This window comes from Escherichia sp. 93.1518, assembly GCF_013368915.2.
In the GTDB taxonomy this organism is placed as follows: Bacteria; Pseudomonadota; Gammaproteobacteria; order Enterobacterales; family Enterobacteriaceae; genus Escherichia; species Escherichia ruysiae.
This window is the reverse complement of the sequence record NZ_JABWMT020000010.1, coordinates 1-21,115: the sequence shown is the minus strand read 5'-3', so window position 1 is coordinate 21,115 and position 21,115 is coordinate 1. Positions and strand designations below refer to the sequence as shown.

The following is a 21,115-nucleotide window of genomic DNA, read 5'->3' as shown; positions in this document are numbered from 1 at the left end:
ATGACAAAACATGTAGTAACAATGGAAGGGGATAATAGTGGCTTAAGGAAAAGCACAAATCAGGCTATTGACATGCTTGATAACCTTGCGGATAAGGCATCAAAACTTGATTTTTCTGGTGGGTTATCAAGTTTAGGTAGCTCGCTCAGGGGTTTGGGTGGGTCTGCTAGTCTTGCCGTTGGTGGTGTTCTAGGTGTCACCGGGGCAATGGTTGGACTGATTAAAGTCGGTGCTGATTACGTTAAACAGTATTCAGAAGTATCTAAGGCGACCGGACTCTCGATTGAATCCCTTCAAAGACTGGAAAAGGAATTTTCTGGTACTGGCCTAACCGTTGAAAAATTTGGTGACATCAACAAAGACACCTTAGATAAGATGGGTGATGCATGGGCTAACGGTGGTGGTATTGCCGATGACTTAGAATCGGTTGGACTCAAGTTAGAAAACTATGCTCACTTCATGACAGATCCGCAAGGTGGTATGAAAGCGGCGATCCAAGTGTTCTATGACATGAAGAAAGCCGGAAAATCAATGGCTGAAATCAAATTCATGATGGAATCTTTAGCCAGTGATTCAAGTCATATGACCAGCCAGCTTGAGAAATATAATAATGCTCAAGAAGCGATGACCGCTATCCAGAATCAATCTGTTAAAGTCACCGAAGAAAACGCAAAGAAATTTGATAAGTTTTCTCAGAATATCGATAAGCTAGAAAATAACATGAAAGGCGCAGCCATGACCATCTCTGGTCCTTTGGTTGATAGCTTAAACTGGTTATTTGATTGGTTTAATATTGATTGGGAGAAGAGTTCTCTATTCAAGGCATTAGACCGACTGAATAAAGAAGGTGCAACCGCAACTGGTGGTATTCTTAACGCCAACCATAAAGACGCTCAAAAGATTATTGACAAGTACAATAAAGAAAAGCGTTGGAATAATCTGGCAGATTGGGAAAAGGCCGCGATCCGTGGTGCTGGTGTAGATCCTCGTACTGCTGGCTTTGATGTTGAAGGATTTAAGAAACGTTTTGGTAATTCTTATAAGAAAAATGGCTCTCTGATTGTAGTCGATGCTGGTGAACATCTGACAACCAAATCAAGCGGTAGTTTGACTCTACCAAATAAACCAGTCAGACCAGCTTCATTGGGTCAGTCTGCCGAAGAGAAGAAAGCCGAGGAAGAAAAACGCAAGAAAGCAGAAGAGGCAGCTAAAAAGGCTAAGGAAGCCGCAGAGAAAGCACAGAAAGAACGTGAGGATGCAATCAAGCGATTGAATGCTCTAAACGTTAAACTACAAGGACAGACAGCCGCGTCTATTTCTTCTCAAAATAGCCAATTAGAATCTAGCTTGAAAGATGTTAATGATGCTTTAAAGTTGGGTGTAATTTCTCAGGAAGAAGCCGCAGCGAAACGCCAGGCGCTAATCGACCAGAATGCCGCAAACGTCTATAAGATGGTTTTAGGTGCTGATCCGGTTGATGCTCTAAATGCTTTAACACAATTGCAACAAATCAGGGACAATGAGTTAGAAAGCCATAAACGGTTACTTGATGGTAAGGCTATCTCCTACGAAGAATATATGCGTCGTGTGAATGATACCGAACAAAGTTATTCACAGATTGAAGAATCTTTGCAGGGAATGGATGGTTTTAAAACCAATCAGTTGACCAATGGTTTAGACTATCAGGACTCGAATAACCCGTTTGCTAAATTTAATGCAATCGATAAAGAGAAATCGGAAGCGGAACAAGATTATAAGACCGATAAACTCAAGATTGATGGGATCACCGATCCGGCTAAACGGATGGAAGCATTAGAAAAACTCAATGAAAACCATCAAAAACGAATGGCTGCAATTGAGAAGAAATATGCTGATGCTCGCCAGTCAATAGCCGATGATATGTACGGCGGTTTTGCTGCTGCAATGACTCTCTTCGGGCAGGAAAACACTAAAGCTATGCAGATGGCTTTCAATGCTCATAAAGCATTCTCCATTGGACAAGCGACGGTGAACATGTGGACGGCTGCTACCGATGCATGGAACGATCCAACCAACGTTACCACAGGACAAAAGATCGCTGCTGCTGCATTGGCTGTTTCTCAGAATATGGGGAACATCGCAAACATCAAATCGACTAATGTTAGTGGTATGGCTCATGATGGTATCGATAACATCCCTCGTGAGGGTACATGGTTGCTTGATAAGGGTGAACGAGTAGTTGATCAGCGTACTAACGGTGATTTGAAAGACTTCCTTGCTTCTCAAAAATCAGGCGGTGGTAACTCTCAGCCGATTGAAGTTCATGCGCCTTTAACCATTCAAGGCAACGTTAATAGCGCAGACAAGATGGTCATGGAAGCTATCAAGCGTCATGCTAAATTAGTTGCTCAAACGGTAGAAGACGCCCAGCGTCGTAGAATGTAATTAATTGCCCCCATAGTGATAAATAATCATAAAACTATGGGGGCTTTTCTATGTTCAATTCTCGTAATATTAAAATCACAGATTTTACTCTGAAATCAAAACAGCCTTTCTTCAAGGCGCAATCTATTTCCGGTAAGTTCCAGCGTCGCTTTACTGGCATTCATTTTTATGAAGCAGAATTTACAGCTAACTTCATGGCTGAACACATCAACGAAGTAAAAGAATTTGTAGCAAAACACCTTTTTGGTCGTCCGTTCAAAGTTCCACTGTCTTACTATTCCAAATACACAGGGGACGTTAAGCAGATGGTAACGGCTGCTACTCGCACAGACCGTGGTGGGCGTAAGGTAAGACTCTCCAACTTCACCGGAACACTGAAAGCAGGAACTATCATCCAGTTTGAGAACCACAAGAAAATCTACACGATCACCGAAGACGTGAAATCCGGTGGTGAAATGAAACTCTTCCCTAACTTACGCCAGCATGTTCTAGCGGGTGAGGTGATCAAATATCAGAACGTAGAGGGTGAATTTCTTCTCAAATCAGACCAGATTGATTGGCAATTAGCACAGATTGGGAAAATGAAATTTGAGTTAGTGGAGAATGTCTAATGGCAACGATTCAAGACGCATTTAATAGCCTATGCACCAATGTAGACTTTATCGAGGTATACAACGACCAGACGGGTCAAAACGTGTCTAGATTGACGCTACCGCAGCTTTTTTCCACTGGCTCGATGTTTCACATTATCGAAGCCGTCACCGCGTCAGGGGACGTTCTACGGCTTACTGATGGGTACTTCGATTTAGACTATAACGGCTTTACCTATCTTGCGACGGGTGACTTTCTCGATATTTCATCTAACACCGAAGAGAAAGAGATCAACAACAACGGGATCACCGTAAACATCTCTAACGTTCGCGAGGAATACATTACCCTGATTCGTAACAAGCAATTCGATAAATCAGATGTGAAAATTGAGATGGTATTTCTGAACCCGAATACAGGAATGGTTGAAACCACTTACCCTGTTTTCCGTGGGGTAGTCGATAACATCAATATTTCTATCGAATACAATGAAGATGAATGTAAAAACGAATCAGAGATCCAGCTTAATAGTATCTGGGAAGTTCTAGATAAAAACGCTCGTAGTCATGCCTCAGACGGTATTCATCGTTCCTACCCAGGCAATGAGAACGATCTGTTCTTCTCAAGGGTGGGTCGCTGGAACGCAGAAGCGCGTTGGGCTTCTTATAAAAAATAATCCCTTCTCTTAAGCCTAGTAAATAACAGCATGGAGGTATTAAACATGCTAAAAACTAGGCTTATCACCGATTATATCAATTCTCTGGTAGGTCGTGAATTTGTTCAAGGTGAGAATGATTGCAATCTGATTGCATGTAAAATCATCGATATTCTCGCTGGAACCGACCTACATGATTCTCTTTATCAAAAATATTCCACGAAAGAAGAAGGCTTAAAAGTCTGCAAAGAATTAAGCGGATACACAAACATCCTTCAACCAATTAAGAAGCATTTTAAGTTAGTCACCGATGAATTACAGGACGGTGATTTACTGATTAAAACTCATAAGCTAGGGAACCGGAAATACTATTCTGTTACTCCTTATTATTCCGGTTATGGCCTCGTTACCGAAGATGGAATTTGGACAAATAAACCAGTTTACGAAATTGAATTTGAAGAAGCATATCGTTTTGGGGGTGATCTATGGGCGTAGAAGTATTGGTCGGTGCAGTGATTGCGGGTGCATCGGCTGGGATGGCTGCTGCTGCAACGTTTTCCGTAATGACGGCGGTCGCTATCGGCGTTGCTGCTGGTGCGATGACCTTGATCGCTTCCACTTTGGCAACTCCAAAAACACCAAAAGTACAGAGTGCGGATAACTCAACTACATTGGGAACGACAACCGATCCGAAGACAGTATTACCTGTTGTATTTGGTGTAACCCGTGTCGGTGCGATCTGCGTTTATAAGGCTATTTCTAAACAGGAAAGCAATAAGCTGGTGCAGATTTTCGCAATTGCCGAGGGTGAGATCGATCACTATAAAGCCTTATACATGGATAATAAGAACGTTCTCAATAGTAAAACAATGACCATCCGTGATGGTGTTTTGGATAAAGGGAACATTAAAGAACGCTACCGCAAAGTTTTAGAAGTAGAATTTAGAACGGGTAAAAATCCAAATACCGCATTGTCTTTAGCGAAACATCATTTAGGCTCAGATTGGGATGACCGTTATACTGGTAATGGCATTGCGACCATGTGTATTATTTTACGTCGTGATGATCGCTCGTTGGCAGATGGTGTCGAGATTCTCCAGACTAACAGCCAGATCGCGGTCGATGTATCCGGCCTTAAGATTCGTAACCTTGAAACTAATGCTATTGAAGCCAGCACCAACGGTGTGGACCAGATTTTTCATTATCTGACAAATACCAAATATGGTTTATCCGTGCCAATTGAAAACATTAACGTTGATTCATTCCTGAAAGTACGTTCTCAAGTTCGCCAGATGAATTTACACTCTAACGGGGCTTGCGATCCTAACGCCAGCTTTAAAGAGAACTTGACCGGATTGATGCAAACTTTCGGCGGGGTGATGTTTGAATCCTTTGGGCGTATTACTCTGAAACTTGATGCCCCTGATGTGGTTAAACATACTTTCGACGAAGATAATATTATGATGGGTAAAGTGACACTGAAAACAGGTGGCACTAACGGTTATTTTAATACCATCAACGCGATGTATCAGAACCCATCAAATGACTATGCTGAAACAATGCTACGTTATCCGGCTGATGCTGAAAGTGATGCTACAGTCCAACAAGACGGGCGAATTATCGCTAAAGATGTAGAATATCGCTTTGTTAAAGATAAAAAGCAGATTGATAAACTTGCGAGCGTAGAACGAAATAAATCTCGTATTACTCAGGTTATCAGTTTCATGACTACCGACGCATTCACCGCCGAAGTCTGGGACGTTATCAGCGTTACTCATGATGAATTGAAATTAAGCAATTCCCTTTGGCGTATTACTGCAATTGAACGTTCTATTGATTCTGGTATCGCTGGTATGTTGGCAATCACCGCCACGGAATACAATTCCAAGATTTATACCGATCTGAACTATGCAGCAAACCCAGATGATCGCCCGACCGGATTGCCGGATTCGATGACGGTACAAGCACCAACTAACTTTAGAATTAAGGCAACTGGTGAGACTCTACACGGTAAAAATATCTCTTTAACATGGGATGCACCGGAAGACTTTAACCGTTACGGCTTCCAGGTAGATTACCGCGTGAGTGGATCACCTAACTGGATTAAAGCTGGTCAGACGTCACAGCAAATTTTTAATATCAATGCACTGGCAAGCGATAGGTCTTATGATTATCGTGTATGTGCTTTCGGTATCATTGCGCGTAGTGATTGGGTGGAACTGATCAACCAGAATCCGACTGTTACCTATGAATTGCCGACTCCAGTTATTCGAATTAAAAACGTTGGAAGCCAACCGAACTACTTCAAAGGCAATGACCTTACTATTGCATGGGAAAACCAGCAAAAGCTAGATGTAGTCGTGAATGGTGAAACGAATAAATTCAGTGATTTGTTTGACGCATACATTATCAAGATCACTAACAAAGCTGGTAAGTCTATTCAGTACCGTACCCGCGATCCTGAATCATGGACTTATACGCTCGATATGAACCAGTTTAACGGCCTTTCCCGTGAATTGACTGTAGAAGTATCGGCTAAGGGCTATAACAACTCACAAAGCGCCCCAGCGCGTTTAGTGGCTATTAACCCACAACATAAAGCAATTAAAGGTTTTAGTGCGCGTGGTGGTTTTAACTCTGCTTTCGTTAGCTGGAATGGTGATGTTTTAGAGTCAGATTACGCGGGTACAATCATCCAGTATGCAACTACTCAAGATTTTTCTAATGCACGGGCAGTAAGCACGAATAGTGTTAGTCATACATCCTTTGATATTGCGGACGGTGATTATTATCTTCGTGCGGCACACTACGATATTTTCGGTACTGATGATGCTGTCTGGTCTGAACCTTATTTCATGCAAATGAAATCTTCGATTAGTTGGGAAGATCAGGACAAAGAAGCACTGGAAGACCTGATTGGTTTACAGGATCGCTTAGATGAAACTATCGCTGATGCTATTGCTCAAGCTGGCGCTAATGCCGATGCTAAGATTGATGCAATGCATAAGCAGATTACTACCGAAACGGGTAAAACTGTTCAAGCCTCAGCCGATACTCTCAAGAGTCTGATTGTCTCTGGTGACCAAGCTAGCTCCACTAAAATTGATCAAGTTAAAGCTGAACTGAAAGGCGACATTACCAAAGAAGTTAGCGCATCTGCTACTACCCTGAAACAAGCTATTGCTACCAGTGAGGCAGCAAGCGCAAGTAAGATTGATCAAGTTCGGGTAGAAATGGACGGTAAGATTGCTGGCGTTAACCAGGAAGCAGACGTAAAAATCGATGCTTTGAAGGGAACCATTAACAGCAAATATAATCTGGCAGTTAATGCAGATGGTCGCGTGGCTGGTATTCACATGAGCGCAACCAACGATCCGGCACAACCGACGAGAATCATCTTTACGGCTGATAAAATCGCGGTAGCTCCACAAACTGGATCGGGTGTTTGTCCGTTTGGTATCGAAAATAACAAGGTTTATCTCGATTCCGCAATGATCCGCAATGCATCGATTGGCACAGCCCAGATCAATGATGCGGCTATTACTACCGCTAAGATCGGCAATGCTGCTATCAACTCAGCGAAGATTCAGGACGGGGCGATCACCAATGCCAAGATCGTAAACGGTGCTATTGATAATGCCAAAATCGGTAACTATATCCAGTCTTCCAACTGGAACGGATCTACCGGATGGCATATTAACAAGAATGGTAGTGCTACGTTCATGAACGCCACCGTTAAAGGTAATATCACGGCTGATTCTGGTACTCTGAACAACGTCACGATTAACTCTAACTGTACGATTAAGGGTATGCTTGATGCTACTCAGGTACGCGGTGACTTCGTGAAAGCGGTTGGTAAGCGATTCCCACACACAAACGCCAACTGGCCTAACGGCACTTTGACAGTGCGCATTGAAGATGACCATAATTTCAACCGACAAATCATTATTCCGGCTATCCATCACAATGGATCTGTTAGGAAATATGACAGCGCGGATTTATGGGACACTTGCCGCCTTATCGTTAGAAAGAATGGTACTGTTTTGTATGATCGCACGGCAACTTCTGGCTGTATGTACAGTGGTATAATTGATATGCCAGCCGGACAGGGGGCGGTAACACTAACGTTTGAAGTTTCTTGCGATGGTGTTAACAACTATAACCCTATTGGATATATCAGTGATTTGACTGTAATTGTCACTAAGAAAGCCTCAACGGGCATTTCTATTTCTTAAAATTTAATTTAATAATTAATCCCGCTTAATTCTTTTGAGTTAGGCGGGATTATTTTTATCTAAATATTTCTGCCATTAAACTATATAAAAATATCGGGGGCGTAATGACTGAAATTATATATGGCGGTATCGGTGTTATCGCCTTAATTTGTGGTGGGCTTTGGAGACTCCACCGAAATCAAATAGCCACAGAAAATAGGTTGTCTAAATTGGAATCCAGCGACGCATTGTTAAACCAGAAGTTTGAGACGATGCAGAACAACCATACTCAGATTGCTGAACGTGTTTACCAAATGGAACAAACACTACACGGCATAGAAAAGAAAGTGGTTGCGATGGACGCCAAATTTGATCAGGTTATCGATTTACTCAAGAAAAAATAATAATAAAAGGGGTGAATATATGAAGAATAAACTTAAGAAATATTTTGGTTATCTCTTAATTATCGCCCTCACTTATAACGTAGCTATTAGACCTCTGCTTACGTCCTTTGGGCTTGAACTCCCGGCTATGACCGTGGATGAACAATTGCTAAGGACACTGGCGGGGGTCTTTTCGTTATTAGGGGGCTAACATGGCAATCAGTACCAATAAACGAAACGCTCTAAGGACTAAGAAAGCGTTACGCCAATGGACTGATAAAGCAACCGATACATTCGAAAGGGCAATAGGGGAAGGGGCGATCTTTGCTTCCAGAGCACTCCAGAAGAAGATAAACAAGAATGTTGATAGACCTACTCGTTGGACTCAGCAAGCTGTAGGTAATACCAACTATAAGAACAGATCAGGGACGAGACACCAAATCTTCATCAAGGGCGCAAGGGATAAGGACAAGAAGATCGGCAGTCAGGATGACTATCTGAAACATTATTTCGATGGTGGCAAAATCAATAAGCTAGTTCCAATCGCCAACGGCAAGGTCTTAGACTCCCACGGGAACATTAAGGCCATCAAAGGCGGTAAGATGATGCGTAACATCGAAAACGGCAACTTCATCAAGGTAGAGAACCAGGAAGGGACTTTTATCATGAAGAAGTACAAGCCTAAGAAATCCCGAACTAAACGCGCTAAGAATGGGTCGGCGGTGGCAAAACGTCGCTTAGAGAAACGCACACAGAAACAGAGTAAGCGAATTGTTGCCGTTAAGTCGGACAAAATTTCTACTCGTTATTCGACAATGGGATCATGGGAAAGCAACGAAGCAATGATGCTTGAAAACATCAATAAGCACATTAAATCGCGCATGAAATACGTTTAATCCATAAATACCCTCATAGAATCTTATGGGGGTATAACATGGCTAAAAATATTTTTACTGAATTTCCTACTTATCCGGTCGAACAGCTTTCCGGTATTTTTATTAATGGCATTAGCCCAGAATCCATGACACATGATTTTGAGGCGAAGAGAGTCCAACATAAACAATTCAAGCAGATGATCCGCGATGATGGTAACGGGCTAGTGTTTTGTGTTGCGACACTCGCTAAACGTCCTAAGTATCGCTTTCGTGTAGGGCAGGAGATTGATGTAGTTAATCCTTACAACTTCAATTGTATTGGCGATGCACGAGCGGTTTGTGTAGGCACTACACCTTATTACATCAAGGGGATGCGCTTTATTGGGTATCTTATGCAGTACATCTAATGGGGGTAATATGTTAAGCAAATACTTTTCTCGCAAGGAATTTAAATGTAAATGCGGAAAATGTGATTATGATACTATCGACGCTGAATTACTGGTAATTCTTGAGGATGTACGAGAACACTTCGGGAAACCAGTAATTATTAACAGTGGGAACCGTTGTCCGACTCATAACAAGAATGTAGGCGGGGCAACCAATAGCTACCATGTTCGCGGTCGAGCGTGTGACCTAGTTGTCAAGGGTGTTTCTCCTGATATTGTCCATGCTTATCTTGATGGGAAATATCCTACTCAATACGGCTTAGGCAAATATAAAACCTTTACGCATATTGATAGCAGGTCGAAAAAATCTCGATGGAATGGCTGATCATCAATTCACATATAACAAAAAAGCGCCTCACATGGGCGCTTTTATTTTATCTGGCACAAATTGATGATAGAAAAATCTTCTTCTGGCTCCTCATCCGGCTCGTTCTCCGCTTCCAGTTGCTTGCGTCGTCCGGCGATGGCATCACGGATCGAAATATCATCAGCAGGTTTCAATTCTGTTTCTTTCTTGCGCTTCTCATAATATGCCTCAAGTTCATTTAATCCCTCGATAGTATTACAAGAATAAATCTTACTCATGAAACCGTCAATAGCGGCCTCAACCAAAAAACGTTTAAAACTAATCATTTTTAATCTCCGTATGATAATAGGGGACGAATCCCCTATTTATTAAATTTCAATGGTTTTTGTTACATATTCGAAGCGATCTGATATGTAAGTATTGATTCTCTGGAGGCCATGAGTTAAAGCATAATTCTTGCGTGTATATTTTCCTTTCTTGTCTTTCGAACAAATCACATCTATCAAATCCCACACATACGCAATTGCTTTACTACCATGTTTCCTAAGAGCACGTCCTATTGATTGCCGGACAATGGTTGATTCCTTCACTGGATGACCAAAAATAACATGATGAAGATTCTTAATTGAAACGCCAGTAGAGAAAACACCATAGGAGGCAACTACAATCAATCCTTTCTCATTTTCAGCCATTTTCTTTAGAGCATCACGTTCGGCGGTTGTAATCTCACTGGAAACGTAATAAACCTTATCGTAAACGCGCTGTAATGCATTATAAAGAATTTTTCCATGCTTAGAGTACCGGAACATCAAAAATACGTTTTCTTGCTTCCTGGCGAGTTTTAAGGCCAAATTACAAGCCAGTTTATTCCTTACCTTATGGGCGTTGATGAATTTAATCTCTTCCTGATAATCTTTGCCCCGCATTGCTTTACATTCTTCATCTTTGTACTTAAGGAAGAGAGCATTAATTTTAAGCTGGGTAACTTGTCCGTCATCCATCAATTGTTTAATTGCTACTATCTTCTGAATATCACCGAACAAACCGACATATTGCATTAAATGGCACTTTGATTCTTTCGGGGAACCAGTCATACCGATTTTAAACTGGCAATGATTCATTCCGTTGATGATATTGGTGATGTTCTTTGCACTGGCACGATGTGATTCATCAACTATCAACATTCCATATTGTCGGAACCATTCAGGAGGCATCTTGCAAGCTGATTGCCATGTTGAAACAGTGATTAACCTGTCTCCCGGATGTTTCCCGCTTCCACTCATCATTGTATGGATTGCTTCATAAGGGAATAGCCGATAATCAACAAAATCATCCCTCATTTGAACCACCAGCGATGTAGTCGGGACAATGATTAGAATCTTTCCGGTGTAGTTCTCTAAGTACCAACGAGACAGCATACAAGCAATCAATGACTTTCCGGCACTGGTAGGAAGAACCAGCATTCTACGGCGATTATGGATACCCTGAAAGACTGCCTCCCTTTGATACCAGTAAGGATTGATTTTATTGCTACCGGAATACACTTCTAAAGAGTCAATCCATGAATCAATCTGTTCTTTGGTTACATCTTCCTTCTCAAGCAATCTGGGGTCTACCCATACGCTATAGCCCATGTTTTTAGCGAAGATACCCAATGTTTTCAATAATCCGATTGGCAGGGTATTTTCATGCGTAAACAGTCTTATCTTTCCATCCCAGCCGGAATATTTGTAGCGGGGGCTAAATCTAGCCCCTTCAACCTCAAACGAGAAATAATCTCTTAATTCCATTCCGATAGAAGGAGAGCATTCAACCTTAACGAAACTGTAATCTTGAAAATGAATGTTAATATCTTGCATTAATTCCACTCCACACTTGCAATATTCTTTATATTGTTTAGTGATTTATTGCAGTAGTGGAATGTTTCAGTTTTGCCGTATTCAATCCCGCCTATACCCACATCCAACATTCTCTTTATTGCTCGCTCAGTGGCTAGCGCATGTTTCATTGATGGCATTTCACGAGCATAGACAATATCAAAGTTATGACCTGGATTGCGTAAGCCCAGATTAACCCTACGTTTGATAATCGATTTTGTTACACCAAATTTACCAATATCGCCGGATTGCATCACATAGAGATAAGGCACACCCGCTTTATATTGAAAATAATCACTCTTGAAACATACACAGCGTTTGCCTTCATTAAGCAGGTTAGTAGCTGATTTGTCGGCTCTATCACCGCAGCGAGTACATGTAAGAGCAATTCTCGTGTGAAGCCCTTTAAACTCACCCAGAAAGCCATGAAAGACTAACGGTAAGTCATTATCTTTGATGTGAGTAAGAATGCGTTGTTCTAATGCTGGTGGAGTTACAGCACGGGATGATTTAGGGGTAAAAACAATATCTTTAGCCATTACTGGAATCATATAGACCTCACTTTAACTTATAGGCACACCCTCGAAATGTGGTTGGTTTGTAACTTTAGGGTCGCGGATTATATATCAAAGTGGGTGAGGATGCAATAGTGAGATAATTTTATCCAATAAATAGTAGTGAACTTATAATTTTAGAGGAAACTACTATGAAACTAGCATTTGCCAAAGATATTGATTTTGTTAAGACTCACCCAAACCAGAAGACACCGGAAGAAGTGCAAGCCAGAATCATTAAACAGTGCGAGAAACATGGATTAACCTTTGATGGTTTCGTTTTGCCATATGTATCAGGAGTAGAAGCCCGTTTTCAGGTGTCATATCAACCTACCGGACTTTCCAGCATTCATGCACTGAAACAGTTAAATCAAATCAATGGGGGAAGCCTTAAAAGGAATGAGGAAGGATATAAAATCCAGCTAACCGAACGAGGGAAACAGGAAGGGAAACAATTTTTAGGTTGGGATGGCGAGTACAATCACATCAAAGGAACCAAAGCAAAATTCCTCTGCCAGAAACATAACGAAGAATTCACTATCCCTCTTAATCTGGCATTCAGAAGAAATTTAAACTGTTCATGCTGCACCGCAGAGAGCAATCTGGCTCGTAGAAACGGATGTAATACGCTCACCGAATTGAGAGCTAAGAGAGAAGCACAGATTAAGGAATTGTGTAAAGAATTCGGATACACCTTCGTTTGTTGGTTGTCAGAAGAGAAGGGAGTAAGAGAGACACTCTTGCGCTGTAATTGTCCGCATCATGGGGATTGGGATTTAACTACCCGTGAACCTTGCGACCGTGGAATCCTGATTTGTCCAGATTGCCTTTCAAACCAACGTTCATTAGAAACAGGTGAATATAATCTAAGAAGAATTGACAAGACACGTCCGACTTATCTCTATATTCAGAAATTAGGAGATGAATTTATTAAAATCGGTTTCGCCTCCAACTCTAAAAAGAGAATGCAACAACAAGCCAAATTATCCACATACAAACATGAATTGATATTCAATCATCTGTTTGAAAAGGGATGGCAAGCAATCGACTTAGAGAAAGGGTTAAAGATTCATGTTAAGGGTAAGACTGCCTCAAAACATGATGTACCGGATGGATGGACGGAAACACGCCCGATTAAAACTCTCAAGAAAGCATTAAACTTCATTAATGAATATATCGCAGCAAATCCAGATCGTCCGATGTATCTTAATGAATGGGAAGAAAAACCGGATTTTGTCGTAACCGATGAAGATTTAGCTCAATGGATGAATGCACCGTTAGCCGATTTGGAACCGGAAGACCTAGAACTTGATTTAAGCCCTTTATAGGCTCTCTAACGCAATTAAATTAAAAAGGGGTACATCTGTACCCCTTAAAGCGTTTAACTCGTTATACGTCGATTTAGGCCGCTTAAATCCCAAATTCCTGTAACGGACCTGGTATTTCTTCTTCTGGTTTCCAGTTCTTATCTGTCAGCATGTCTAAACATGGATGCAGAACAAGCCCGTTACTTTCCAGAATCTGCCTATCATTGATAGTCTTCAAATCAATGAATATCCGGCCTTTCCTCGTTCCTCTTGAATTTTCTATTACAACTCTCTGGGTCTTACCATCAACGTATTCCAGTACAAACAAGTTTTTGTTCCTGTCAATCCTTCTACACCCGATCCGCCTTAGAGCTTGCTTAATCTTAAACCGGACCTTAATGCGATCCTCATTGTAAACATCTTCTAAATCAAATTCTGCGAGCTTCTCCCAGCCTTGAGAGTCCACAGAATACATTTCCTCTTCTGCCATCTTAATTTGATTGTAGAGTGTTTCACGCTCGCTATTGAGGGTAGTAATCTGATCGGCTAGCTCCTTCGTTGCTCCTGTCATAGCAGAAAGGGCGATCAGGTTATCAATCTTGCGTGATATTTCATCAATCTGTACTTTCAACGCCGGAACCGGATTAGCCTTGTCCTCAGCAATCCAGATTTTATCAGCCAGCAATTGCAATACAGCTTTCTCTAATTGGTCGCCTCGAAAACTCCAGTTTGGGTGCTCACAATCAAATCTATGTGATCGTATACCCTCGCATGAATAACGATATTGATCAGCGCGTTTGTTCGTTCCCTTCACCTTAATCATAGCGGAACTACAATGTTCACATTTCAAGAGGCCAATGCCACTAAGCAGGGGGATCGGTTTAACTTCTTCCTTGTCTCCAAAGTTCCATGCTCTAGCACCAATATTTTTCTTAAGGTGATAGAACGTAGCATCATCAATAACACGCGGGTAATAATCCTTTAACTCATACTTAACGCCATCGACCGAGACTTCCTTGATACCAATCAAAGCGCGGGTATGGAACAACCTACCAATCATCGCCCGTGGCCATTTTGAATGTTTCTTATTACTAACCGCTGGTGGTGGTGTATATGTCTCGTTAAGGTAATTCAGTATTTCGGAGGTTGAACGTCCATTCTTCCGCAATTCCACAATTTCTTTAACAATCGGGAAGTAAACCGGATCGGGGCATACATAACCGGAAGTGGTATCAGTCCACCACATATTCTTTCCAACTTCCTCGATTGCAACAGCCGGATTTTGTGGATTTTCTTGATGCGATTTAATCTTAATCAATGCGCTTGAGTTAGTACGATTGCGCTTAGTCTGGCTTTCCTCGTTACCACGGATGAATAGAAGGATGGAGAACATCAGGTCCATCGGATTAGCGGTAACAGTATCCAGCGAGTAGATCTTGTTATCCATACCCGTAACAATGGTTATTCCCCTACGGATGATAGACAAGAACAACTCCTGCGCACTGACAATATCGGCACGGGATAAGCGGTCCAAGTTTTCAATGAATAGCCAGCTACCAACAGGAACGGATCTACCAATTGCATCAAGGAAACGAGATAGCGCACCTGTTTTAGAGTTAGCACCCTTAAACGCAGATACACCCAGATCCTGATAATCATTTACCAGTTCAAGGTCATACTTTGCCGCAACCTCTCTAGCCATCCTGATTTGTCGTTCATAACTCGAACCATCATTCTGACGCATAGACGAGAAGCGAATATACGAATACAGTTTAGTTTTCATACCATTTCCAAACAAAAAAGCCCCGACCGAAGTCGAGGCATTATATCAACGTTTAACGCATTCATGAATAACACTAGTGGTATCTTCATATTTGATTTCTATAGCGTCAATATCCCCGAACTCGTCATATTTTAGAGAGAACACTCCATTCTCAGACGAGTAGAGATTTTCAGATTGTCGATGTAACTTAGGGGATTTTTCTACCGCACCTAAAACATCTTCATACATGAAGCCGGAATTGTCACCTTTAATCATAACACGGCTACCTTTATAATTCTTACTACCATTAACAAATTGAATGATATGGTTTCCTGTGCTGGTATCATATACATCTTCGACCTCACAGAAATATTTTACATCCGGCTTTACTTCCTCTGCCTTACAACCAGTAAGACCAAATGCAGCCAATACAACACTCGCGATAATCAATCGTTTCATAGTAGAATTTCCTCTTGTTATTTGAATTACGATATATTTATATCGTTAAAAGTTGATGCTAATAATCAGACCAAATGCAACCGCGCAGATTAAATCAGTCCAGCTAATACTAAGTGAATAATCTTTCTTGAATGTCTTAGATGAAATGCCATCATGAAACTGTTTCATTACTCACCCCATACTAACGACAAGATAAGAAAGACTAATCATAGTTGTGAGACTACCTCCCACGAATGAGATAAAAGCTAACATGTTTGATTCTCCTAGTTTAAAAAGCGGTGGGAATTACACCCACCAAATTAGAAATTAATTAAGCGCGAGTGATGGTCAGTGTATCCAGCAAACCTTTCTCGTGTAATTCGAAGCAGGTTTTATATTGTTCAATCTGGAAACCATAGCGGGTGATCTTATTCAGTAGAACAATCGCACTATTCTCATCAAGATATTGCCCCTGCTTACCAATTACATATGACTCGCGGGATAGTCTCAGCTTACGAAAACCTTTAATGCCTAACTCTTTAGCAATTGCTTTAATCTCGTTAATCTCACCAGAGGCAGCTACATATTCAGCGTCGATGATCTCAGGTGATGATCTCAGTGCTACCAGAACTAAGGCCATTGCTTCTTCTTCGGTACGAGCAACACCAGCTTTCTCGAAAGTCATCTCACCAAATTTACGAATCATGATATTGAACATAGTGCTACCCTTACTTCTTGCTAATAAACTCTTTATGGATAAAATCTAAAACTTCTTTCAACTTCTTATCGGTGCCAATCATCGCCGGAAGTTCTTCTTTAATATCGCGGGGAAGATACACATTACCTTTCCAGAACAAGCAACCACATTGAGCAATCGAATAGCTGAACATCCATTCACAATCTTGTTCAGTCTCCCAGAATCTAACCTGCTCATCTTCGAGTTGAAGTTCGATTCCACGGCGGCGAGCATAGTTATGGATTGCTTTGGTAATGTTCATTGTTGTACCCTCTCTCGTGTTGATGGGTTTATGATATTAGGGAATCCACGATATCCAATTGATTTTAAAGCTGTTGCTGAAGCTGCTGCTAAGTATCAGGTGGCGCTGGAAATCAATAACTCCTCATTCTTACATTCGCGTAAGGGCAGTGAAGATAACTGCCGTGCGGTTGCCGCTGCGGTGCGCGATGCCGGAGGTTGGGTCGCGTTAGGATCGGATTCTCATACCGCTTTTACCATGGGCGATTTTGAAGAATGCCGTAAGATCCTCGACGCAGTGGATTTTCCGGAAGAGAGAATATTGAATGTTTCGCCACGCCGTTTGCTGAATTTCCTTGAATCTCGCGGTATGGCGCCGATTGCGGAATTTGCTGATCTTTAATTGCTATTAACGGAAATAAATTAATGAACGAGTTTTCTATCCTGTGTCGTGTGCTGGGTTCGCTCTATTACCGTCAACCGCAGGATCCTTTACTGGTTCCGCTGTTTACCTTAATTCGTGAAGGGAAACTGGCGGCGAACTGGCCGCTGGAACAGGATGAATTGCTGGCGCGTTTGCAGAAAAGCTGTGATATGGCGCAAGTTTCTGCCGATTACAATGCATTATTCGTCGGTGATGAATGCGCAGTTTCACCTTATCGCAGCACCTGGGTTGAGGGAGCCACAGAAGCGGAAATCCGTACTTTCCTTTCTGAACGCGGGATGCCGTTAGCGGATACGCCAGCCGATCACATCGGTACTTTGCTGCTGGCCGCTTCCTGGCTGGAAGATCAGTCAACAGAGGATGAAAGCGAAGCTCTGGAAACACTGTTTAGCGAGTACTTGTTGCCCTGGTGCGGCGCATTTCTCGGAAAAGTAGAGGCTCATGCGACTACACCGTTCTGGCGCACCATGGCACCGCTGACCCGCGATGCAATCAGCGCAATGTGGGATGAACTTGAGGAAGAATCAGAGGAGTAAATGTGATCGGAATCACTCATTACTGCAATCTATATATAGCTGTTGCATAAAATGTGTGCTCGATCTCATTCATAGTCGCGTTTTCTGCTATTATGCGCGGCATGAACATACTTCTCTCTATTGCAATCACAACAGGCATTCTCTCCGGTATCTGGGGCTGGGTGGCTGTTTCCCTTGGCTTACTTAGCTGGGCAGGTTTCCTGGGCTGCACGGCCTACTTTGCCTGTCCGCAAGGTGGGCTAAAAGGGCTGGCTATTTCCGCTGCAACACTGCTTAGCGGCGTGGTGTGGGCGATGGTTATTATTTACGGCAGTGCTCTGGCACCACATCTGGAAATTCTCGGTTATGTCATAACCGGTATTGTCGCTTTTCTGATGTGTATTCAGGCGAAACAGGTGTTGTTGTCGTTTGTTCCGGGGACGTTTATTGGTGCATGTGCGACGTTTGCCGGGCAAGGGAACTGGAAGCTGGTGCTACCTTCGCTGGCGCTTGGGCTGGTGTTTGGTTACGCAATGAAAAACAGCGGTCTTTGGCTGGCGGCGCGCAGTGCTAAGTCCGCTCACCGTGAGCAACAAGTCAAAAATAAAGCGTGAGGAGCACTCACGCTTTATATTGAATCATCAAGGGTCGGAATTAACTCCGGCTTTTTTATGTATCAGGATTCCGGTGGTACTGATAAGTGACGGTATTTCACCAGAATGTCATTCTGCCGCTCTGATTTATTCTGCAAATCCCACAAGCCACGGTCGATGCCGTCGTTAATCAGGAAGATAACGCCTGTTTCGATGGCGGACATTAGACAGAGCATAACCGGTTCGTTAGAGGTATAACCCACTTCCCCTTCCAGTAACCGCTGGTAGTCAATAAAGCGGAAGACACCCGCCTGGACTTCATACGAAAGGATCGTCTTACTGGTGTTCACCGAAGAGAGGATCTCACCGGTACTTACATTGACGACGCGCAGGTTCACTGCAATCTGATCAAGTTGGTATTGCGTATCTGCACCAATACCAAAATATCTCGCCCCAACACCGCCCGATTTGACGTTACTTTCATAACCAATAATAGAGCCTTCAACCATGATATTGGCTGCGGTCAACGATTGAAGCGGGATTCGGTTGTTTACCGCGACAGTGCCGTTTTCCTGTGCCGCACGAATAATCTTGCGTTCGTTGAGCAGGTTTTGTAGGCCCTGACGTTCCAGCGGTATAAACCAGCGAGAATCTTTCAATGCCGTGACCAGCATCGCGGTGGCGCTTTGCGGAACAGCAGTGGAGAAGTTACTCGCCGGGTAGGGTTTAAATTGCCCGGTTTCGTCCTGAATGTTGTATACCGAAACAAAGATCTTACCTGTTGGCGCTGGCAGGTGGGTCAAATCTTTGTAGCTCTGGGCACGAGGCATTAATGTCGGTCTGGCGGCTTCTTTAGGTGGGGCGGTTAAGCATCCGCTCAGCAACATGACGGCAACCAAAACAAATAAGCGCTGCATGATTATTTTCCTTATGAAGCTGGGGCTTAAAAATCGGTTGAGTTATTTTGTAAACCCGAAACCTGGATGGTCGAGGTTTGTCCTGTCTTGCGATCCGTCACATTCAACTGCAATTGACCATCGCGGTTGGCAATATCAACAATATATTCATTGGTCACCATTCTTCCTGGCTGACCCGTATTAATATTTGTCAGCAACCCACCTAAAATTTGGGACTGGATGGCTTGAGTAAAGTTATCTAACGCCGATGGCGTTTCAATACCAAAGTCATCGTCATAGCTCGGATCTTTATACGAGTTCTGCGCCTGGGCACTATTTAATAAAAAAGCACCGTTATTCGGGTTACCACCAAAGTTTGGATTGCGGAACTGGAAAGTCATATTTCCTGCCCAACTTAACGGTGAAATAAGCATGAGTAGAACTACTGCATGTTTGACACGCATTGCAGCCTCCGAACAATTTTTATTTAAAATTCATCATGCGCCAAATCGCCCGTACTCAATAACGCCTGATTTATCTGGCGACGATTTAGTGCTTCTTCAGTTTGAATCAGTGCAAAGACAACAGTTTTCTCGAAGTCTCTTTTCAATGGGAATAAAAATGTCTGGAAAATAACGTCCTGATTCACCGTTATTGTGATCCAGCTTCCCCATCGTGCACTGGGTCTTTCATTAATTGTTAAGTTACCGGTGTAGTCACTTTCCCATTTATCACTAAAGGCACGGTAAAAATCATGGCCAATAGAGGAAACGGTATGGTCAGTTAACAATCCCGGTACTTCTACTTCAACGGCGTGAACATTTCCCGCAGCGAAGAGAAGTTCTACTGCTACAATCCAGCATAAATAACGTTTCATGGCTTTATCGCCTGAGGTTATCGTTTGCCCATGAGACCGCTTGTGTTCGGTTTTTAACTGCTATCTTTTTGAAAAGATTATAAAGATGCGTTTTTACCGTGTTTTCGCTGATGAACAGCGAACGAGCAATCTCGTTATTGGAGGCGCCGATACGCAGCTTATTAAGGATCTCTTTTTCCCTATGAGTAAGGAGGGCTGATTCCGTGCTGTTATAACGATAGTTACCGGAATGTGTAATCAAGTAACTGGCAAGCTTTTGCGTAAAGTAGCATTCACCACGTAAGACGCCTTGCAACCCATTGACTACGCGTTCTTGATCCTCCATGGCGTAAAAAACACCATTGATATGCGGCCAGTTTTCAATGTCGCGGTACGGGTAATCATCTGGAGTATTTAACAACAGCGTTTTAATGTTGTTGTGTTTTCTGCTTAATGTATCCTGCCAGTAATGAATGAGCTTTTTATCTGCTTCCATCATATCCAACAGAATAATGCAGCCAGAAGATATATCGTCCAGAGAACGTTGAATATTATGCAGTTTTCCTGTGATTGCCAGCGATTGTTTTAAATGCTGCAATAACGCGGTCGCCTGCAAAGAAGGTTTAGTGATCAACAGTAATGTATGACCATGAATACTATGGACTTCATTAAACATGATGAAACCCCGCTTTTTTATTAATCGCACACCTGACAGCTGCCTTTATAAAATAGAGGCACCAGAAGTACTGACAGATGTTGCACTGCTGTGTGTAGTAATAAATCAACCCTAAATGGGTAAAATATAAAACTAATGGATTACATCTGATTTCAATCTAGCCATTACAAATCTTAAATCAAGTGTTAAACGTGTAACAAAATGTAATCTGGAATTTTAAAATGTTAACGAAGCGTGGTTATAGAGTTTAGAATTGATAGAAAAGTTGTACATATGGCTTTTATTGCACAATTTTAAAAAGTCATACAAATGACGCTAAGTCTATAAT

The 21,115-nt window shown here is 42.3% G+C and carries 24 protein-coding genes and 1 pseudogene; 14 read left to right on the top strand and 11 right to left on the bottom strand.

What is annotated here, in order from left to right:
- From HEN21_RS09325 to HEN21_RS09280, 10 genes are all read left to right on the top strand, one after another.
- Positions 1-2,424, top strand: a complete 2,424-nt coding sequence (locus HEN21_RS09325) for a hypothetical protein (protein WP_176252305.1) — start codon at positions 1-3, stop codon at positions 2,422-2,424.
- Between the two features lie 50 nt (positions 2,425-2,474).
- Entirely contained in the window at positions 2,475-3,035 is a 561-nt protein-coding gene (locus HEN21_RS09320; RefSeq protein ID WP_097758669.1) for a hypothetical protein, read from the top strand.
- 83 nt (positions 3,036-3,118) lie between these two features.
- Complete coding sequence (locus HEN21_RS09315) at positions 3,119-3,688, top strand: hypothetical protein (RefSeq protein WP_309487108.1); 570 nt, start codon at positions 3,119-3,121, stop codon at positions 3,686-3,688.
- Between the two features lie 45 nt (positions 3,689-3,733).
- Positions 3,734-4,162 carry a DUF6950 family protein gene (locus HEN21_RS09310; protein WP_225381833.1) on the top strand — a complete coding sequence of 143 codons (429 nt, stop codon included), beginning with the start codon at positions 3,734-3,736 and terminating at the stop codon, positions 4,160-4,162.
- A complete protein-coding gene (locus HEN21_RS09305) occupies positions 4,153-7,902 on the top strand; it encodes a phage tail tip domain-containing protein (RefSeq protein ID WP_176252307.1) in 3,750 nt (1,249 codons plus the stop codon). Before HEN21_RS09310 ends, HEN21_RS09305 begins: the two co-directional genes overlap by 10 nt.
- 104 nt (positions 7,903-8,006) lie before the next feature.
- A complete protein-coding gene (locus HEN21_RS09300; protein ID WP_137569957.1) occupies positions 8,007-8,285 on the top strand; it encodes a hypothetical protein in 279 nt (92 codons plus the stop codon).
- A gap of 19 nt (positions 8,286-8,304) precedes the next feature.
- Entirely contained in the window at positions 8,305-8,475 is a 171-nt protein-coding gene (locus HEN21_RS09295) for a hypothetical protein (protein WP_153443508.1), read from the top strand.
- A 1-nt stretch (position 8,476) separates the two neighbouring features.
- Positions 8,477-9,160 (top strand): hypothetical protein, encoded by a 684-nt coding sequence (locus HEN21_RS23035; RefSeq protein WP_250845875.1) that lies wholly within the window; start codon positions 8,477-8,479, stop codon positions 9,158-9,160.
- Between the two features lie 38 nt (positions 9,161-9,198).
- Positions 9,199-9,546: a hypothetical protein gene (locus HEN21_RS09285; protein ID WP_097742850.1), complete on the top strand. Its 348-nt coding sequence runs from the start codon at positions 9,199-9,201 to the stop codon at positions 9,544-9,546.
- Between the two features lie 10 nt (positions 9,547-9,556).
- A complete protein-coding gene (locus HEN21_RS09280) occupies positions 9,557-9,910 on the top strand; it encodes a D-Ala-D-Ala carboxypeptidase family metallohydrolase (RefSeq protein ID WP_097742848.1) in 354 nt (117 codons plus the stop codon).
- Between the two features lie 44 nt (positions 9,911-9,954).
- On the opposite strand, the gene HEN21_RS09275 is transcribed toward HEN21_RS09280, so the two are convergent.
- Genes HEN21_RS09275 through HEN21_RS09265 form a run of 3 tightly spaced genes read right to left on the bottom strand, consistent with a single transcriptional unit; the run spans position 9,955 to position 12,308 of the window.
- Positions 9,955-10,218: a UvsW-1 domain-containing protein gene (locus HEN21_RS09275; protein ID WP_183082908.1), complete on the bottom strand. Its 264-nt coding sequence runs from the start codon at positions 10,216-10,218 to the stop codon at positions 9,955-9,957.
- Positions 10,219-10,260: 42 nt separating this feature from the next.
- On the bottom strand, positions 10,261-11,751 hold the full coding sequence (locus HEN21_RS09270; RefSeq protein ID WP_183082907.1) for a DEAD/DEAH box helicase family protein: 1,491 nt from the start codon (positions 11,749-11,751) through the stop codon (positions 10,261-10,263).
- Positions 11,751-12,308: a hypothetical protein gene (locus HEN21_RS09265; RefSeq protein WP_163500092.1), complete on the bottom strand. Its 558-nt coding sequence runs from the start codon at positions 12,306-12,308 to the stop codon at positions 11,751-11,753. Before HEN21_RS09265 ends, HEN21_RS09270 begins: the two co-directional genes overlap by 1 nt.
- A gap of 167 nt (positions 12,309-12,475) precedes the next feature.
- Here HEN21_RS09265 and HEN21_RS09260 point away from each other — a divergent pair, with 167 nt between their 5' ends.
- Positions 12,476-13,651 (top strand): hypothetical protein, encoded by a 1,176-nt coding sequence (locus HEN21_RS09260; protein WP_163500093.1) that lies wholly within the window; start codon positions 12,476-12,478, stop codon positions 13,649-13,651.
- Positions 13,652-13,733: 82 nt separating this feature from the next.
- Here the strand turns inward: HEN21_RS09260 and HEN21_RS09255 are convergent, their stop codons facing one another.
- The 4 genes from HEN21_RS09255 to HEN21_RS09240 form a co-directional block, all read right to left on the bottom strand.
- Positions 13,734-15,413 carry a recombinase family protein gene (locus tag HEN21_RS09255; RefSeq protein ID WP_163500094.1) on the bottom strand — a complete coding sequence of 560 codons (1,680 nt, stop codon included), beginning with the start codon at positions 15,411-15,413 and terminating at the stop codon, positions 13,734-13,736.
- 45 nt (positions 15,414-15,458) lie between these two features.
- Entirely contained in the window at positions 15,459-15,851 is a 393-nt protein-coding gene (locus HEN21_RS09250) for a hypothetical protein (RefSeq protein ID WP_176252308.1), read from the bottom strand.
- Between the two features lie 310 nt (positions 15,852-16,161).
- Positions 16,162-16,548, bottom strand: a complete 387-nt coding sequence (locus HEN21_RS09245) for a hypothetical protein (RefSeq protein WP_097742837.1) — start codon at positions 16,546-16,548, stop codon at positions 16,162-16,164.
- A gap of 10 nt (positions 16,549-16,558) precedes the next feature.
- On the bottom strand, positions 16,559-16,828 hold the full coding sequence (locus HEN21_RS09240) for a hypothetical protein (RefSeq protein WP_097742834.1): 270 nt from the start codon (positions 16,826-16,828) through the stop codon (positions 16,559-16,561).
- Between HEN21_RS09240 and HEN21_RS09235 the strand changes: the two are divergent.
- The 3 genes and pseudogenes from HEN21_RS09235 to HEN21_RS09225 form a co-directional block, all read left to right on the top strand.
- Positions 16,775-17,209 (top strand): annotated as a pseudogene (locus HEN21_RS09235) (phosphatase); the annotation flags it as partial. The gene HEN21_RS09240 and the pseudogene HEN21_RS09235 overlap by 54 nt on opposite strands.
- A 23-nt stretch (positions 17,210-17,232) precedes the next feature.
- On the top strand, positions 17,233-17,787 hold the full coding sequence (ycdY, locus tag HEN21_RS09230; RefSeq protein WP_001001895.1) for a molecular chaperone YcdY: 555 nt from the start codon (positions 17,233-17,235) through the stop codon (positions 17,785-17,787).
- A gap of 101 nt (positions 17,788-17,888) precedes the next feature.
- On the top strand, positions 17,889-18,380 hold the full coding sequence (locus tag HEN21_RS09225) for a DUF1097 domain-containing protein (protein ID WP_032147879.1): 492 nt from the start codon (positions 17,889-17,891) through the stop codon (positions 18,378-18,380).
- 62 nt (positions 18,381-18,442) lie between these two features.
- Here the strand turns inward: HEN21_RS09225 and csgG are convergent, their stop codons facing one another.
- From csgG to csgD, 4 genes are read right to left on the bottom strand one after another with little or no spacing between them, the layout of a single operon-like run.
- Entirely contained in the window at positions 18,443-19,276 is an 834-nt protein-coding gene (gene csgG / locus HEN21_RS09220; protein WP_001189336.1) for a curli production assembly/transport protein CsgG, read from the bottom strand.
- A 26-nt stretch (positions 19,277-19,302) separates the two neighbouring features.
- Complete coding sequence (gene csgF, locus HEN21_RS09215) at positions 19,303-19,719, bottom strand: curli production assembly/transport protein CsgF (RefSeq protein ID WP_001264079.1); 417 nt, start codon at positions 19,717-19,719, stop codon at positions 19,303-19,305.
- Between the two features lie 23 nt (positions 19,720-19,742).
- Entirely contained in the window at positions 19,743-20,132 is a 390-nt protein-coding gene (gene csgE, locus HEN21_RS09210) for a curli production assembly/transport protein CsgE (RefSeq protein ID WP_000833234.1), read from the bottom strand.
- Between the two features lie 4 nt (positions 20,133-20,136).
- A complete protein-coding gene (gene csgD / locus HEN21_RS09205) occupies positions 20,137-20,787 on the bottom strand; it encodes a biofilm master transcriptional regulator CsgD (RefSeq protein ID WP_000481491.1) in 651 nt (216 codons plus the stop codon).
- Positions 20,788-21,115: the final 328 nt, after the last annotated feature.

Excerpts from the sequence above, each read along its gene's own strand:
- csgD (WP_000481491.1), bottom strand. The coding sequence starts at position 20,787 with ATGTTTAATGAAGTCCATAGTATTCATGGTCATACATTACTGTTGATC.
- HEN21_RS09295 (WP_153443508.1), top strand. The coding sequence starts at position 8,305 with ATGAAGAATAAACTTAAGAAATATTTTGGTTATCTCTTAATTATCGCC.
- HEN21_RS09325 (WP_176252305.1), top strand. The coding sequence starts at position 1 with ATGACAAAACATGTAGTAACAATGGAAGGGGATAATAGTGGCTTAAGG.
- HEN21_RS09240 (WP_097742834.1), bottom strand. The coding sequence starts at position 16,828 with ATGAACATTACCAAAGCAATCCATAACTATGCTCGCCGCCGTGGAATC.
- csgG (WP_001189336.1), bottom strand. The coding sequence starts at position 19,276 with ATGCAGCGCTTATTTGTTTTGGTTGCCGTCATGTTGCTGAGCGGATGC.
- ycdY (WP_001001895.1), top strand. The coding sequence starts at position 17,233 with ATGAACGAGTTTTCTATCCTGTGTCGTGTGCTGGGTTCGCTCTATTAC.
- HEN21_RS09305 (WP_176252307.1), top strand. The coding sequence starts at position 4,153 with ATGGGCGTAGAAGTATTGGTCGGTGCAGTGATTGCGGGTGCATCGGCT.
- HEN21_RS09265 (WP_163500092.1), bottom strand. The coding sequence starts at position 12,308 with ATGGCTAAAGATATTGTTTTTACCCCTAAATCATCCCGTGCTGTAACT.
- HEN21_RS09285 (WP_097742850.1), top strand. The coding sequence starts at position 9,199 with ATGGCTAAAAATATTTTTACTGAATTTCCTACTTATCCGGTCGAACAG.
- HEN21_RS09255 (WP_163500094.1), bottom strand. The coding sequence starts at position 15,413 with ATGAAAACTAAACTGTATTCGTATATTCGCTTCTCGTCTATGCGTCAG.
- HEN21_RS09225 (WP_032147879.1), top strand. The coding sequence starts at position 17,889 with ATGAACATACTTCTCTCTATTGCAATCACAACAGGCATTCTCTCCGGT.
- csgE (WP_000833234.1), bottom strand. The coding sequence starts at position 20,132 with ATGAAACGTTATTTATGCTGGATTGTAGCAGTAGAACTTCTCTTCGCT.
- HEN21_RS09280 (WP_097742848.1), top strand. The coding sequence starts at position 9,557 with ATGTTAAGCAAATACTTTTCTCGCAAGGAATTTAAATGTAAATGCGGA.
- HEN21_RS09310 (WP_225381833.1), top strand. The coding sequence starts at position 3,734 with ATGCTAAAAACTAGGCTTATCACCGATTATATCAATTCTCTGGTAGGT.
- HEN21_RS09275 (WP_183082908.1), bottom strand. The coding sequence starts at position 10,218 with ATGATTAGTTTTAAACGTTTTTTGGTTGAGGCCGCTATTGACGGTTTC.
- HEN21_RS09320 (WP_097758669.1), top strand. The coding sequence starts at position 2,475 with ATGTTCAATTCTCGTAATATTAAAATCACAGATTTTACTCTGAAATCA.
- HEN21_RS09250 (WP_176252308.1), bottom strand. The coding sequence starts at position 15,851 with ATGAAACGATTGATTATCGCGAGTGTTGTATTGGCTGCATTTGGTCTT.
- HEN21_RS23035 (WP_250845875.1), top strand. The coding sequence starts at position 8,477 with ATGGCAATCAGTACCAATAAACGAAACGCTCTAAGGACTAAGAAAGCG.
- HEN21_RS09270 (WP_183082907.1), bottom strand. The coding sequence starts at position 11,751 with ATGCAAGATATTAACATTCATTTTCAAGATTACAGTTTCGTTAAGGTT.
- csgF (WP_001264079.1), bottom strand. The coding sequence starts at position 19,719 with ATGCGTGTCAAACATGCAGTAGTTCTACTCATGCTTATTTCACCGTTA.
- HEN21_RS09300 (WP_137569957.1), top strand. The coding sequence starts at position 8,007 with ATGACTGAAATTATATATGGCGGTATCGGTGTTATCGCCTTAATTTGT.
- HEN21_RS09245 (WP_097742837.1), bottom strand. The coding sequence starts at position 16,548 with ATGTTCAATATCATGATTCGTAAATTTGGTGAGATGACTTTCGAGAAA.
- HEN21_RS09260 (WP_163500093.1), top strand. The coding sequence starts at position 12,476 with ATGAAACTAGCATTTGCCAAAGATATTGATTTTGTTAAGACTCACCCA.